The sequence below is a fragment of the Streptomyces sp. NPDC059092 genome (assembly GCF_042756365.1).
Taxonomy (GTDB): domain Bacteria; phylum Actinomycetota; class Actinomycetes; order Streptomycetales; family Streptomycetaceae; genus Streptomyces.
Map to the genome: position 1 here is coordinate 58,765 of NZ_JBHZEJ010000005.1, position 14,471 is coordinate 73,235.

The 14,471-nt window shown below is 69.0% G+C and carries 13 protein-coding genes and 1 pseudogene; 9 read left to right on the plus strand and 5 right to left on the minus strand.

Annotated elements, in window-relative coordinates:
• The first annotated feature begins 171 nt into the window (after window positions 1-171).
• Entirely contained in the window at window positions 172-378 is a 207-nt protein-coding gene (locus ACFXPL_RS04945) for an acyl-CoA carboxylase epsilon subunit (RefSeq protein WP_384912580.1), read from the plus strand.
• 49 nt (window positions 379-427) lie between these two features.
• On the opposite strand, the gene ACFXPL_RS04950 is transcribed toward ACFXPL_RS04945, so the two are convergent.
• Both ACFXPL_RS04950 and ACFXPL_RS04955 read right to left on the minus strand, forming a co-directional pair.
• Complete coding sequence (locus ACFXPL_RS04950) at window positions 428-910, minus strand: hypothetical protein (protein WP_384912921.1); 483 nt, start codon at window positions 908-910, stop codon at window positions 428-430.
• A 60-nt stretch (window positions 911-970) separates the two neighbouring features.
• Window positions 971-1,267: pseudogene (locus ACFXPL_RS04955) on the minus strand (helix-turn-helix domain-containing protein); the annotation flags it as partial.
• Window positions 1,268-2,588: 1,321 nt separating this feature from the next.
• On the opposite strand from ACFXPL_RS04955, the gene ACFXPL_RS04960 reads away from it, so the two are divergent.
• The 6 genes from ACFXPL_RS04960 (at window position 2,589) to ACFXPL_RS04985 (ending at window position 9,816) form a co-directional block, all read left to right on the plus strand.
• Window positions 2,589-3,881 (plus strand): cation:proton antiporter, encoded by a 1,293-nt coding sequence (locus tag ACFXPL_RS04960; protein ID WP_384912583.1) that lies wholly within the window; start codon window positions 2,589-2,591, stop codon window positions 3,879-3,881.
• 229 nt (window positions 3,882-4,110) lie between these two features.
• Entirely contained in the window at window positions 4,111-4,398 is a 288-nt protein-coding gene (locus ACFXPL_RS04965; RefSeq protein WP_384912586.1) for a helix-turn-helix transcriptional regulator, read from the plus strand.
• A complete protein-coding gene (locus ACFXPL_RS04970; RefSeq protein ID WP_384912589.1) occupies window positions 4,398-5,075 on the plus strand; it encodes a hypothetical protein in 678 nt (225 codons plus the stop codon). Before ACFXPL_RS04965 ends, ACFXPL_RS04970 begins: the two co-directional genes overlap by 1 nt.
• Window positions 5,076-5,310: 235 nt before the next feature.
• Window positions 5,311-7,533 carry an MMPL family transporter gene (locus ACFXPL_RS04975; protein WP_384912894.1) on the plus strand — a complete coding sequence of 741 codons (2,223 nt, stop codon included), beginning with the start codon at window positions 5,311-5,313 and terminating at the stop codon, window positions 7,531-7,533.
• Between the two features lie 136 nt (window positions 7,534-7,669).
• A complete protein-coding gene (locus ACFXPL_RS04980; RefSeq protein ID WP_384912592.1) occupies window positions 7,670-9,340 on the plus strand; it encodes an NAD(P)/FAD-dependent oxidoreductase in 1,671 nt (556 codons plus the stop codon).
• Window positions 9,337-9,816 (plus strand): ester cyclase, encoded by a 480-nt coding sequence (locus ACFXPL_RS04985; RefSeq protein WP_384912594.1) that lies wholly within the window; start codon window positions 9,337-9,339, stop codon window positions 9,814-9,816. The genes ACFXPL_RS04980 and ACFXPL_RS04985 overlap by 4 nt, the downstream gene beginning before the upstream one ends.
• On the opposite strand, the gene ACFXPL_RS04990 is transcribed toward ACFXPL_RS04985, so the two are convergent.
• From ACFXPL_RS04990 to ACFXPL_RS05000, 3 genes are all read right to left on the minus strand, one after another.
• The gene (locus ACFXPL_RS04990; RefSeq protein ID WP_384912597.1) at window positions 9,794-10,435 is read right to left on the minus strand and encodes a response regulator transcription factor; all 642 of its coding nucleotides are present in this window, start codon (window positions 10,433-10,435) and stop codon (window positions 9,794-9,796) included. The genes ACFXPL_RS04985 and ACFXPL_RS04990 overlap by 23 nt on opposite strands.
• 197 nt (window positions 10,436-10,632) lie before the next feature.
• On the minus strand, window positions 10,633-11,706 hold the full coding sequence (locus ACFXPL_RS04995) for a methyltransferase (protein ID WP_384912600.1): 1,074 nt from the start codon (window positions 11,704-11,706) through the stop codon (window positions 10,633-10,635).
• Window positions 11,707-11,717: 11 nt separating this feature from the next.
• Window positions 11,718-12,986 carry an acyltransferase family protein gene (locus ACFXPL_RS05000; RefSeq protein WP_384912602.1) on the minus strand — a complete coding sequence of 423 codons (1,269 nt, stop codon included), beginning with the start codon at window positions 12,984-12,986 and terminating at the stop codon, window positions 11,718-11,720.
• A gap of 240 nt (window positions 12,987-13,226) precedes the next feature.
• On the opposite strand from ACFXPL_RS05000, the gene ACFXPL_RS05005 reads away from it, so the two are divergent.
• Both ACFXPL_RS05005 and ACFXPL_RS05010 read left to right on the plus strand, forming a co-directional pair.
• Complete coding sequence (locus ACFXPL_RS05005; RefSeq protein ID WP_384912605.1) at window positions 13,227-14,021, plus strand: SDR family NAD(P)-dependent oxidoreductase; 795 nt, start codon at window positions 13,227-13,229, stop codon at window positions 14,019-14,021.
• Window positions 14,018-14,467, plus strand: a complete 450-nt coding sequence (locus ACFXPL_RS05010; RefSeq protein ID WP_384912608.1) for a nitroreductase family deazaflavin-dependent oxidoreductase — start codon at window positions 14,018-14,020, stop codon at window positions 14,465-14,467. The genes ACFXPL_RS05005 and ACFXPL_RS05010 overlap by 4 nt, the downstream gene beginning before the upstream one ends.
• Window positions 14,468-14,471 lie beyond the last annotated feature (4 nt).

A 14,471-nucleotide genomic window follows, 5' to 3' on the forward strand; every position in this document is an offset into this window, starting at 1 on the left:
GGAAGATGCGATTTCCCGGTTCCGGTGTCCGCGGGCGGGTGGTCGAACTGCGCGCTCCGACGCCCCCGAGGCCATGCGGGCACGGATGGTGGAGGAGTACCAGGCCGAGCTGACGCACCCGGACTACGCGGCCGAGCGAGGCCTGGCCGACGTACGAGGAGGGACACCCCCATGAGCGCATCCGCCGCCGAGGACATCCTGCGTGTCGAGAAGGGCCACGCCAGGCTGGAGGAGGTCGCGGCCATCACCGTTGTTCTTCTGGCCCGAGCGGCGGCCCTGGCCGGAGCCGCCGCACCGGAGGCGAGCCCCGGCAAAGCGGGCTGGCACCCACTCGACCGCGGTCGCGGCTTCCGGGCCCCGCACAGTTGGCGCGGCTGAACAGCGCGGCTTCGCAGGCGCGTTCGCCCAGCCGCGGGGTCGGCCCTCTTCACACACCGACGAGTTTGCCGCCGGCCCCGGTAGGGCGGCGAGGGGCTCGGTACCTGGACTCGGAACCGGCCAGGCCCGCCGGGCGGGCGACGTCCTCGGCGGCCGGCCGGGAGGGTCTCGGGTCCAGGCCGGGCAGGGCGAGCAGGACCGGGGGTCGCCTCCAGTCCTGCTGCCGGACCGTCAGGTCGAGCCGGGTGTGGGTGTCGGCACCGATCTCCACCGGGCCGCTCACCCCTACGAGCAGGGGCGAGCCGCAGCACTGATCGCCCGAGGTCCGGGCGCCGAGCGTCGCCGCGTGCAGGTGCCAGGTGCCCGGCGGTACGTGCGGCAGGGAGAAGGCCCCGGATCCGTCGAGCTTGGTCCAGGCCGCGGGCCGTCCCTGGAGGATGGGACTGTCGAAGGCGCCGACGTACAGAGGGGAAAGCGCTGTCCCGGTCGCGTGGGCGATCCCGGATATGGCTCCGAACGGCACGGGCGTCACGGGTAAGGGGGGTATTCGATGAAATGCGGTGCAGTCACCCCGGCTTATTTTCCGGTACTGGGTGGGCGAGAGTCCGACCGAGGCCGTGAAACGCCGGGAGAAGGTGCTGGGACTGCTGTATCCGACCCGGGTGGACACGTCGGCCACATTCGAATGCGTATGGACCAGCAGACGCTTAGCCTCTTGTATACGAACGGCGCTCAGGAAGCGGCCGGGTGTCACGCCCGTGGTGCGCTGGAAAACTCTGAGGAAGTAGAACTTGCTCATCATCGCCGACCGGGCCAGATCATCGAGGGACAGGGGCTCATGATAGTTTTCACGAATGGTCGTGATCGCGCGGCGGGCAAGGTGCTCCATTTGCTGCGGACTCCCTGATCTGGTGGTCGACGGCAAGAAATTCGCGAGTGGCGTTTACTCGACAGTGCCTTCCCGTTGTGATGGCCGCCGTGTGTTCGCTCGGAGATGTCCGCTCCGAGGATGAGGGCAGGGCGCGGCGGGCATCTGTGACTGAAGATGTGCCGGCATCACGGGAACGCGTCCGGTGCGAGCGCCGAGCCGCGCTCGTGAAATGGGAAAAGCGCCTCCGAAGTGGGGAAGTGCTTCGGAGGGGGGCGGTCAGAACCGCGTACGGGGTGTGGAGGCCGCGCGGTCAGTTGGCGCGGACCGGGGCTACAGCGCAGGTCGGCAGGTGTGCCCCGGCAGGGTGACCGACCGGTCCGACCGACCGCCGAGGTTCTCCTTCGGCCATGGACGTACGCCTGTCCAGGAAATGGCGACAGCAGCTCTCCTGCCGGTGCACCGGCCAAGAACCGTCCATGTTTTCTGAAAGCTGGTTGTTCAACCGGAAATCAAGAAGCAGCGCGGTGGCCGGTGAACGGGGAATCCAGCTGGGGGATGGCGCGAAAGCCGCGGCGAATCATCCCGAGCGGCCGTACGGCTCGGCGTGCCAGCGTCGGCCTGGTATGCGTCTGTCTTCACCCATGAACACTTGGCAACCCCCGTTGCAATCTGTCCCGACGCTTTCGAGTCTCCCACATCCGTCCAACGGGAGGCAATAGAGTTCAGGCTCCCCGGTACGTGTGAGTAGCACGGCTCCGGGCACTTATCCGGGCAGCGGGCCGCAGGGACCGGGCGCGTGGGCTTCCGGTGTCATCGGAAGCAGGGTGCGTGCCGTGCGAGTCCGCCCCTGGGTGAGTGTGACGCCGATCGGCGGCGACGCGTAAGAGGTTGGCGTGAAATCATCGCTGGTGCGAAGAACCGCCTGTTCCGAGTCGTCAGGCGCGGAACAGGCAGTTCCGATCCGGACGGCGCAGGTGAGCAATATGGGCGATGACAGCGCCTCGGCCCGGACCGCAGGCTTGGGACGCCGGCAGGCGATTCGGTATTCACCCCGGGGTGCGGCAAGGGGCTGTCGGTCGCGACGGGAGTGCGCGGGCCCGCGGCCGGTCGGAACCTCTGCCGGCGCGGCCTCCCGGAGTCGCCTCCGACCGTCGTCATCGCCGCCGCGGTCCTGGCCACGGTCACTCGCCCCGAGGGAAAGCCCGGTTGGCGCCACGGCGGCGTCACCGCGCCGACGCACCGCCGGACCGGCCCGACCGCCACCGCCCCTTCGGCCGCGGGGCGCCGCTCGGCGATCCCTTTTCCCATCCGACACCAGCCGATCGAGGGACGACCCGCCATGACGAGTCATCAAGTGCTGAGTCTCCTGCTGGATTTCGCGCTCATACTGCTGCTCGCCCGGGGGATGGGCGCGCTGGCCGGGCGCATCGGCCAGCCACCCGTGATGGGCGAGATCCTTGCCGGAGTCCTCATGGGCCCCACGCTCTTCGGCAGCGCGGTCTCCGACCGTCTCTTCCCCTCCGACATACGGCCTCTGCTCAGCGGACTGGCGCATATCGGGGTCGCGCTGTTCATGTTCGTCGTCGGGCTGGAACTGGATTACCGCTTCGTGCGCCGAAGGGTCAGGGTCACCCTCGCGTCGGCCGCGGGATCGACCCTGGTGCCGTTCGCCTTGGGTGTCCCGCTGGCCATCTATCTGCTGCGTAACCATCCGACCGAACAGCGGGCCGCCTTCGTGGTGTTCGTGGCGCTGTCCGTGTCGGTGACCGCCTTCCCCGTCCTCTCCCGCATCCTGGTCAGCCGGGGGTTGTCCCGTACGGCGATCGGCGGGCTCGCGCTGGCCACCGCGGCGGTCGTCGACGTGGTGGCCTGGTCGGCACTGGCCGGTGTGCAGGCCGTGGTGGGCGGCGCCGGCTACTGGCAGGTCACCCTGCTCGTTCCCTTCATCGGGCTACTGCTGGCCGTACGGCCCCTGCTGCGGCGGGTGTTCGTGTCCCGCGACGCCGAGCAGCCCCTCACACCGACGGGAATGGCCGTGGTGATCGTCGGGATCTTCCTGTCCGGGGCGGCGACCGAGGCGATAGGGGTGCATTACATCTTCGGCACCTTCCTGTTCGGCGCGCTGCTGCCCCGCGAGGGGATGGCCGCGCTGCGCGAGGAGATCTGCGACCGCACCGGTGAGATCACCTCGCTGCTGCTGCCCGTGTACTTCGTGGTCGCGGGCCTCAAGGTGGACCTGCGGGGAGTGGGTCTCGACGGACTCACCGAGCTCGGTGTCATCCTGCTCGTCGCCATCGGCGGAAAGCTCGGCGGCACCTATCTGGGGGCACGGTCGCACGACCTTCCGGCGAAGGACTCGGCCACCCTGGCCGCGTTGATGAACACCCGTGGTCTGACCGAGCTGGTCATCCTCGGTGTCGGGCTCGAACTCGGCCTCCTCGACGGCTCCTTGTACTCCCTCATGGTCGTCATGGCCTTGGTGACGACCGCCATGACCGGGCCGCTGCTGTCCCTCATCGATGCCAGGGGCTCCCGGCCGGAACGGACCGCGGTGCCCGACAGGAGCGGCGGCGACCACGACGCCGGGGAAGGCGTGGCCGGCGAAGGACGAGGCAGCCGTGCTGTCGGCTGAACGGGCCCGCGTCCCCGGCGAACCCACCGAGGTGCTCGACGAGGGGACGCGGGGCCGGGGGGCATCGCCCCCGTCACAGGTCCGCGCCGCGGGCCGCACCGGCCGGGGACCGGCGCCGGCGAGGCCGACCGGACTCCGGGGCCCTGAAACATGCCGTGTCCGGTTCAGGGCCCGATGTGTAGTGTGGCTAGGCATGAAGGCGGAGAACTTGAGAGGGAACCTGGAAGGCATGCTGCTGTCCACCCTGGAACCCGGGGCGCAGCACGGTTACGCCGTCATCGAGGAACTCAAGCGGCGTAGCGGCGACGCCATCAACCTGCCCACGGGAACGGTCTATCCGGCGCTGCACCGGCTGGAAGCCGCGGGGCTGGTCGGAAGCGAGTGGACCCGTCACAACGGCCGCCGCCGGCGGAACTACTTCCTCACCGCGGCCGGAGGCCGGGCGCTGGCCGAGAAGAGGGCGGACTGGCAGGAGGTCTCCTCCGTCATCTCGGTGGTGCTGGGAGGCGGGGCGTGATGGAGACGGCGGTCCTGCAGCGTTACACCGACCACGTGGCGGAGCACCTCGTCGGGTCGTACTCGCGACGGTCGGCCATCGTCGACGAGGTACTGGACGGCCTCCTGTGCGCGGCGGAGTGCAATCTGAAGGACTGCCCCGACGTCGAGGAGGCCGCACACCGCGCCGTCCAGGAGTGGGGTCCGCCCAGCGACATCGCCCGCGCCTACAACGACGCCACGCTGCGCCTCAGCGCGAACCGGCTGGCCCTGCGAGCGGTCTGCGCGCTGCCGTTGCTCGCGGCGACCTGGGCGTCCGCGCTGCTCGGGGGGCCGGCCGGCCCCTGGGCGTACCGCCATCCGCCGCTGCTGCTGATCGGGCTGTCGATCGTGGGCTTCGGCTGTGTGCTGTCCCTGGCGGGGGCGCTCTCCGGCCTCCGCCGGGGAAGCGGCATCGAGGCGGCGTCCGCCCGGCACGACCACACGGTGACCACCGGCACGCTCACGGCCCTCATCGGGCTCCTGTCCGTACTGGGCGCGCTGATCCTGCTCCTCCTCAACCGGGGCCTGAGCCATCCGGAATCGCTGGACTGGCCGTTGGTTTCCATTCCCGCGACCCTGACGCTGCTGGCCGGTGTCTATTTCGGGCTGTCCCTGAAGCGTTTCGTCTCCGTCGTGCGGGGGGCCGTCTTCCCGTAGCGTCCCGGCGGTACCGCCACGAGAGCCCCTGGTGGGGCGACAGCCCTCTACGGGTGTCACTCCCGCCAGGGGCTCTCCGTGTTCCCGGCGCGGAACGGGCTCCTCCGCGTCAACTTCCCTTTCCGGCAGCCGATTTGGTGTTGCGGTCACAGCGGCGGGAGGCTACTTTGGCGGTCGATACGTAGCGTGCCTACATAATAGCGTGCCTACAGGAGGAGGAGCTGACGTGGAGCGTATGACGCGATGGGTGCTCGCCCATCGGCCGGCCGTCGTCCTGGTCTGGGTGGTGCTCACCTTGGCCGGGGGAGCCATGACGGGCAGCACGATCGACAAGCTCACCTTCGAGTCGCGGCTCCCCGACAAGCCCTCCCAGGCGGCGAACGACGCGCTGGCCCAGCGGTTTTCGCAGACCGGGGGCAAGAACGCCCCCCTGCTGCTCGTGGTGACCGTGCCCGAGGGCACGGCCCTCGACAGCGGCGAGGTACGCGAGCAGTGGGGCGATCTGATCACCAAGGTCACCCCGCAGGGCGGTCGCAGCATCTCGTACGCGAGTAACGGAGGCGACGCGCTGGTCTCCCAGGACAAGCGCACCACCGTGGCGCTGGTCTACCCGCCGGCGAACCGCTCCAACGTGCCGTACGAGCAGTCCCTCCCGGCCATCAAGAAGACCGTCGAGCAGACGAGGATCGCGGGCTCCCAGGTCGAGTTGACCGGTCAGCCGGTTCTGTCGGGCCGGGACAGCGGAGCTCAGCGCAGCCCGATCTACGAGACGCTGATCGGCGCTCTGGGAGCGCTGGTCGTCCTGGCCCTCGTCTTCGCCAGCGGCCTCGCCATCGTGCCGCTGCTGATGGCCCTGGTCGCCATCCCCACCACGTTTCTGCTGGTGCGCGGCATCACCGAGGCCACCGACGTCTCCTTCATCGTCCAGTACCTGGTGGCCCTCATCGGTCTGGGCATCGCGATCGACTACGCGCTGCTCGTCGTCACCCGCTGGCGGGAGGAGCGTCAGAAGCCCGGAGCCGACGGACCCGAGCCCGAGGCGCGCAGACTGGCGGTCGTACGCTCCGTCGCCAGCGCGGGCCGCGCCGTCGCCCTCAGCGGCGCCACGGTGGCGATCTCCCTCGCTGCCCTCGTGGTCCTGCCCGTCCCGTTCCTGCGCAGCGTCGGGTACGCGGGTCTGCTGATCCCGATCGTCAGCGTCGCCGTCGCCCTGACCCTGCTGCCCGTCCTGCTGTACGCCTGGGGCGACAAGCTCGACCGGCCGCGTCGTGCCCATCGCCCGGACAGCAGGCTGTGGGGCCGGATCGCCCGGCTCACCACGCGCCGTCCGGCGCTGTTCGCCGTGATCAGCGGCGCGGTGCTGCTGGCCCTGGCCGCGCCCGTGCTGGGGCTGCGCCTCGGACAGCCGGCCACCGTGACACTCGCCCAGGGCGGTCAGCCCGCCGCCGCGTTTCAGCGGATCGTCGACGCCGGCTTCGGCGAGGGCATCGCCCGTCCGCTGGAAGTGCTGGTGCGGGCGGACGGTGCTGACGCCATGAACAGCGAGCTCGGCGGTCTCGAAGGCGTCGCGGGCACCGTCGCTCCCGCGGACTGGGTCCGCGACGGACAACGCGTCGTTGACGTGTGGACCAAGGGCGACCCCTCCGGCGTCGACGGCCGGTCCACGGTGACCGACATCATGGACGTCACGAAGGAGACCCCCGGCGCCCTCGCCGGAGGCGGTCCGGCTCAGGACGTCGACTTCATCGACGCCGTCTACGGATCCCTCGGGCTCATCCTGATCGTCGTCGCCCTGCTCACCTTCGTCGTGCTCGCCCGCACCCTGCGCTCGGTGGTCCTGCCCATCAAGGCCCTGATCCTCAACGCGCTGTCCACGTGCGCGGCCTACGGCGTGGTCGTCCTCATCTGGCAGAAGGGCTACGGCAGCGAGGCGCTGTTCGGGACCCCGGCGATCGGGGCGGTGACCATCTGGATTCCCATGGCGGTCTTCGCGTTCCTGTTCGGACTGTCCATGGACTACGAGGTGTTCATCCTCCACCGCATCCGCGAGACACACCTGGAGCTCGCGGCCAAGGGGCAGCGGGACACCGTGGTCCCCTCCGTGGTGACCGGCATCAGCCGCACGGGCCGGCTCGTCACCTCCGCGGCGCTCATCCTCTTCCTGGCCTTCACGGCACTGGCCAGCATTCCGATCACCGATGTGAAGGTGTTCGCCACCGCGCTGGCGGCGGGCATCATCATCGACGCCACCGTCGTCCGGGGCTTGCTGACCCCGTCTCTGGTCACCCTCCTCGGGCGGTCCAACTGGTGGTTCCCTCGCTCCTTGGGCCGGTTGCTCGTCACGACCCCCGGACAGGCCTCCGGCCCGAGGCCCCACCCCGTCGGCGACGACCCGGCAGGTTCCGGGGGGAAGGCGACCGCCCCCTCCACGAAGGACGCTCCTCAGCGCACCGTCTGATCGTGCGGGTCACCGCGCCACCGCGCGGTGGCTTGCACGTGCTTTCTCGCGCCTTCATCGGCGTGCGCAAGGGTGGTCACGCGGACGCCGATCGCGATGCGGCGTGCGAGACCGGACGACTGCGAAGGGAACGAGAGTGTCCACACAGACTCCAAGCCATGACGTGGTGATCCTGGGTTCGGGAATCGCCGGATCCACCCTCGGCGCGGTACTGGCCCGCAGCGGAGCCAAAGTGCTGATCGCCGACGCCGGTACCCATCCCCGTTTCGCCGTGGGGGAGTCCATGATCCCCCAGCTCGTCTCCTGGCTCCAGGTGCTCGCCGAGCGCTACGACGTGCCGGAGTTCGAAGCCCTGACCGACGTGACGGCGATCAACACGAAGGTGAGCAACACCTTCGGCCGCAAGCAACACTTCGGATTCATGCTGCACCGCCCGGGGCAGGAACCCGACCCGACGCAGGCGCACCAGTTCGTCATCCCCGACGCCCTGACCTCCGCGAGCCACCTCTTCCGGCAGGACAGCGACGCCTACCTGCTGCGCGTCGCGATCGGACACGGCTGCGACACGCGTCAGCAGTGGCGGGCCGAGAAGATCGACTTCGACGACGACGGTGTCACCGTGACCGGCACCGACGGGCACGAGATCAGGGCCCGTTACCTGGTGGACGCGAGCGGCTTCCGGTCCCCGCTGGCCGACCATCTCGATCTGCGCGAGGAGCCCGCCCGGTTCCAGCACCACTCCCGGTCCCTGTTCACGCACATGATCGGCGTGCGGCCCTTCGACGAGGTGCTGGAGGTACCCGAGGAGAGCCGGCCGCCGGTGCCCTGGCACAACGGCACCATGCACCACATCTTCGAACGGGGCTGGTTCTGGATCATCCCCTTCGACAACCACGAACTCTCCCGCAATCCGCTGTGCAGTGTGGGTGTCACCCTCGACCCGCGGCTCTACCCCAAACCGGAAGGGGTGGGTGCGGAGGAGGAGTTCGGCCGGCTGCTGAGTCTGTTCCCCGCGGTGGAGCGGCAGTTCGAGGGAGCCAGCAAGGTCAGGGAGTGGGTGTCCACGGGGCGGTTGCAGTACTCGTCCCACAAGACCGTGGGCCAACGGTGGTGCCTGATGTCGCACGCCGCGGGCTTCCTCGACCCGCTCTATTCACGTGGCATGTCCAACACCTTCGAGATCATCCACGCCCTCGCTCCGCGCCTTCTGGCGGCGCTGGCGGACGACGACTTCGCGGAGGAGCGCTTCCGTCACGTCGAGGAGCTCGAACAGGGGCTGCTCGATTACAACGACACCCTGGTCAACTGCTCGTTCATCGCCTTTTCGCACTTCCGTCTGTGGGACGCGGTGTTCCGGGTCTGGGGAAGCGGCAACACCCCCGGCACTCTCCGGATCAACAATGCCCTGCGCAACTTCCGCACCCACCGCGACACGAGCGTCTTCGACGCCCTGGAGAAAGCGCCGCACACCGGCCTGTGGTGGCCCGACAACGACGCCTTCAAGGCCCTGCTCGACGGAACGGCCGCGGCCTGCGCGCGGTACGAGGCGAAGCAGATCGACGGCGACCGGGCGGCGGACATCATTCTCGGGCTCATCGAGGAATCCGAGGCGGTGCACCCGGGGTTCGGCTGGAAGGACGTGAACCAGCGCTTTATCCAGCCGGACCGGGGCCAGATCGCGGATTTCCTGCAATGGGCCGCGCGGTCGCCGATTCCGGCACTGAGCACCATAGGGCGCGAGAGCCTCGACGCGCTGCGCGCGGCTGCTGCCGCACCGGCGTCCCTCGTCGCGGAGGGAGACCGGTGACCGGCGGGAACGCACACGGGGATCTGGACGTCCGGGAGGCCAACAAGGCCCTCGCCCGACGCTGGTTCGACGAGGGCTGGAGCCGCGGAGAGCTGGATGTGGCCGAACTGCTCTTCGCTCCCGAATTCCTGTTGGGAGGGGAGAAGGTCGGCCCCGAGGGCCCCAAGCGGAGCGTCCGGGCGCGGCGTGCCGCATTCGCCGGACTCACCGTCGATGTCGGTCTGCAGGTGGCCGAGGGGCCCTGGGTGGCGAGCTGGTACACGACCAGGGGTACGCATGTGGGGGAGTTCGCCGGTGTGGCGCCCACGGGGCGGGTGATCTCCTCGGAAGGCATCCAGCTGTGGCGGGTGGAGAACGGACTCGTCGTCGAGGACCGGAATGTGTTCGATGTGCGGCGGGTCCTCGCTCAGCTGCTCGAACCGGCGGGGAAGACTCCCGGGCCGGCCCGACTCGCTACAGATGACTCGCGTGGATGATGTTGTTCTCGTAGGCGAAGATAACGGCATGCACGCGATTGCGAAGGCCGAGTTTTTCCATTAATCTCTGAATGTGGGATTTCACGGTACTTTGACTCAGCGACAATTCTGCTGAAATTTCGGCATTGCTGTATCCACGCGTAATGAGACGGAAAACCTCGTTTTCCCGGTCCGTCAGCTGTTTGAGTGGAGAGACGCTCGAACCCTCTCGGGTCCGGGGAATGAGGAGGGACCGGCCGGCGGCCATGATGCGGACCGCGGCGGCGAGCTCCTCTGGTCTGCTGTCGCTCGACAGCAGACCCTTCACGCCGCACCCCAGCACACGGTCCACCGCCGCGTCCACGTCGTCGACCAGGATCAGTGTGTTGGGTGGCGCGAGCGGCGAAAGGGCCCTGGACAGCACATTCACCCTGTCGATGGCCTGTGCGATGTCTTTGTGCGAGTTGACGATGACGACATCGGGCCGCAGCTCCCGGTACCTGGCGGCCGCGGTGTCGTCTTCCCTGGCGACGCCGACAACCCGCAGATCGGGGCAGCTGTCGAGAATCGTGCGCAGCCCTGCCAGCGAGATGGGATGCGAATCGATGAGCAGGATGCTGACATGTACCGGTACCGACATCTACACTCCCCCGAGGTGTATGGCCTTTACAGTCGTCGGCCAGAATAGCGCAGCCGCTGTGCCCGGATGTGAGGATTGCACCCGCCCTCCGGCCCCGAAAAACCGGGAACGGCGGTGCGGGGGCCGCTGGAGATTCCGAGTGCGATGAACACCCGCTCCTGGGGCGTGACCGGGGTGGCGGGTGTTCATCGCTTGCGTCAGTTCTTGCGGCCGATCACCGCTGTCGTCAGGGCGGGCAGCCTCACGACCCGCTCGACCGTGAAGCCCGCGTCCGTCATCCACGCGCCGCACTCGGCCGGCGCGTAGCCACCGGCCTGCGCGGACTGCAACATCATGATGAGGCTGAGCATCAGGCTGTCCGCCCGCCGCCGTTCGTCGTCGAGCATCGTGTCGTACACGATCAGCGACCCGCCGTCGTGGACGGCGTCGTACGCTTTGCGCAGCAGTGCGGCACGCTGTTCCATCGGCCAGTCGTGCAGCACGCTGCCGAGGATCACGACATCCGCACGCGGCAGCTGGACGGTGAAGAAGTCGGCTCCCACGAACCGCAGTTGCTTCTCCACCCCCCGCCCGGTCACGAGCCGGTCGAAATGCTCCGCCATCGACGGGCGGTCCAGCACGGTGCCGGTCAGCCCGGGATGAGCCGCGGCGAGATGCGCCGCCAGGTTGCCGCGGCCTCCGCCCACATCGCTGAAGGTCGCATGGCGCGACCAGTCGAATACCTGCGCCAACTCCTCGGCCACGGCCCCGCTGAAGCCGTCCATGGCGGACAGGAACTGCGCCAGCCGGGACGGGTCGTGGAAGATCTTCGTGAACGGAACCTCGCCTCCGGTGCCCTGGTTCCGGGCGGTGCCATGGCGCAGCAGCCCGGTGAGAGAGTCCTGATCGCCGCCCAGCAGCTCGGTGGTCATCCGCAGGAAGCCGCCCACGAACCCCTCGCGGTCCGGCAGCAGATGACGGAGCGTGCCGGCGCTGTTGCGGTAGCGGCCGTCCTCCCGCAGCAGGAGGCCGATGGAGGCCAGCGCGTCGAGGAAGTCCCGGGCGCCGCGCGGATGCAGGCCGGTGCGCTCGGCCAGTTCCCCGGCGCCGAGCGATCCGTCGCCCAGCTCCTGGAACACCCCCAGGTCCATCGCCGCTGTCAGGAGCCGGCTCCGGAAGAACGACCATCCGACGAACATCACGTCGAAGGGGTCCTGCAGCGGCCGCTCACTCGCCGGACGGGGCTGCCCGGAGGCGTCCTCGTCGTCCGTGGCGGGTCCTGGCATCGTCATGCCTCTCAACCTCATTCCGTTGATGCGGAGCTGCTCTCTGTACGGCGCCCCTCCGTAGCGGTCGCCTGAATTCCCTGAGCCGGGACGCGGGCGGCGGCGCGACGGCCGATCCGGGCGCGCAGCCACTTCTCCACGGGTCGTTCGAAGAGCCGGTACAGCAGGGCGCAGACGGCGATGGTGATCGCGAGGGCGAGGACCGCCCATCCCGCATTGGACCAGCTGGCCTGAACCGGCCGCATATAGAATTCGATAATGCTCTTCCTGCCGGATACGGCCGACGAGATCTCGAAGAGCACGGTGAAATGCAGAAGGTAGAAGGCGTACGACCATTCTCCGAGTGCCACCATCGGCTTCGTACTCAGCCACGACGCGCCGCCGGCGAGGTCCCGCTGGGCCACGGCGACGACCACGAGGGCGTACAGCGGGGCGGAGACCTGGCTGAGCGCGTCATAGGCGATGTACTGGCGCCAGGTCTCCGCACGCAGCAGCCACAGGACGAAGAACCCGGTGGCGAGCAGTGCGGTGGCCTGCTTGACACCGAGTGGGGAGCGCCAGCCCTTGCGGACCGCGGCCGCCGCGACCATGCCGAGGAGGAACTCCCAGACCCGGGCGATGGGGGAGTAGGTGCCGAAGATCAGACCGTCCATACCGGTGAACGCCGGGCGCGGCGAGGGCGGGTACGCGTCCCAGAGCCACAGCTTGATGCCCCAGCCCACCAGTACCAGGACGACGGCCGCACCGCCGAGCCAGCGCAGTGAGCGGCGCACCGTGTACTTGGCCACGAACGGGAAGATCGCGTAGAAGAACGCCTCGCAGGCGAGCGACCAGGTGACGGGGTTCGTGCTGCCCAGGATGTACGTGGGCACCCACGCCTGGTAGACCAGCACGGAGGAGAGCGCCATCAGCGTCAGGGTGCCGGACTGGCCCGGCATGGCGTCGGGCAGTTGGAGGAGCAGAGGGATCAGCACGCCGATCGCGAGCATCGGCCAGATGCGGGCGAACCGGCGGCCGTAGAACGGGCCGACCCTGTCGCCGGCCATGTACGTCCAGGTGAGGACGAAGCCCGAGAGCACGAAGAAGAACGTCACGCCGGAGGAGCCGAGGACGAAGACCGTCTTCGTGCCGGGCAGCGGCAGCAGGGTGCTGACGTGCGAGAGGAAGACCGCGAGGGCCGCGATCCAGCGCAGCCCGGTGAGGGAGTGCAGCCGGGAGGCCGGGCCGGCCTCGGATGTGCGGAGTGGGGCGGACGAGGATTCCCGCTTTCGCGCGGAGGAACTCATGGGAGCGACCAGCCATTTCAACGGGGGCGGGGACGGAAGTGGAGTACGGGCGACAGGCCATTGAAGTCGAGCCAATCGTGCAGCCGTATTTCACCATCGATCGATGAATCCTCGCTTAAGTCAAAATAAACCGGACCGAATGGCCTCCGGGGCCATCAATTCACTGGCCCGTTCTCGGTCTTCGAGGCTAATCTGTCGGCACGTATGCAATTGAATTGTCGAAGAGATTCGAGGAATGTCATGCGGCGATTTCCGTACGGCTCGGCCATGGTGACGGGTGCGTCGAGTGGGATCGGCGAGGCATTCGCCCGGCTGCTCGCTCAGGAGGGTGCGGACCTCGTCCTCGTGGCGAGGCGGGGCGAACTGCTCGAACAGCTCGCGGGTGAGCTCAAGTCCGCGCACGGGGTGAGCGTGGAGGTCCTCCAGCTCGACCTCACCGACGAGAGTCAGCTCCTGGCCGCGCAGAGGCGGCTCACCGACCCCGAGCGGCCCGTGGAACTCCTGGTGAACAACGCCGGATCGAGCGGTTCCGGGTACTTCGCGGAGCTGCCCGCGGAGCGCGAGCTGCACACCGTGGTGCTCAACGCGGTCGTACCCCTGAGGTTGTCCCGTGCCTGCCTGCCCGGCATGATCGCCCGCGGCGCCGGCGGCATCGTGAACGTCTCCTCACTCGTCGCCGTGCTGCCCAAGCCGCGCTCCGCGACCTACGCCGCCTCCAAGGCCTTCCTGTCCTCGCTGAGCGAGAGCCTGGGCATGGAGGTCGCCCGGCACGGCATCCACGTCACCACCGTGCACACGGGGCTGACCCGCTCCGGATTCCACGAGGCCGCCGGGGTGCCGCCCGAAGCGCTGCCGCGCATGAAGTGGTTGACGGCCGATCAGGTCGCCCGCGCGGGCCTGGACGCGGTGGCGGCCGGGCGTCCGTCCACGGTGCCGGGCCTCGCCTACCGCATCAGGCTGCCCCTCATGCGGGCGATGCCGCGGTCCGTGGTCAGGGCCATCACACGACGCGTCCACGAGAAGGGACAGTCATGACCGCGCGAGCCTCCGTCCCGCCCCGGCAGAGGGCGCGCAACAGGATCATCATTCTCCTTCAGCGCATGGGGCTGTCCTTCGGCCCCATGCACCTGCTCACGGTCCAGGGCCGCAGGAGCGGCCTGCCCCGCACCACTCCGGTCGCCCCGGTGGTCGTCGACGGCACCTGCTACATACTCCAGGCGTACCCGGAGTCCGACTGGGTCAAGAACGCCAGGGCCGCGGGGCACGGTGTGCTCGTCCGCGGCCGGCGGGCGCGACAGGTGGAACTCGTCGAGCTCCCCGAGGAGGAACGGGGCCGTGTCCTGCGGGAGTTCCCCGTCCAGAATCCCAGGGGCGTCGGCGCCTTCGTGCGCAACGGGCTGGTCGACTCGGGCTCCCCGGAGCACTTCGAGGCGGCCGCGGCGCGCTGCCCCGTCTTCCGGGTCGTGCCCAGGCCGCGCTGAATCC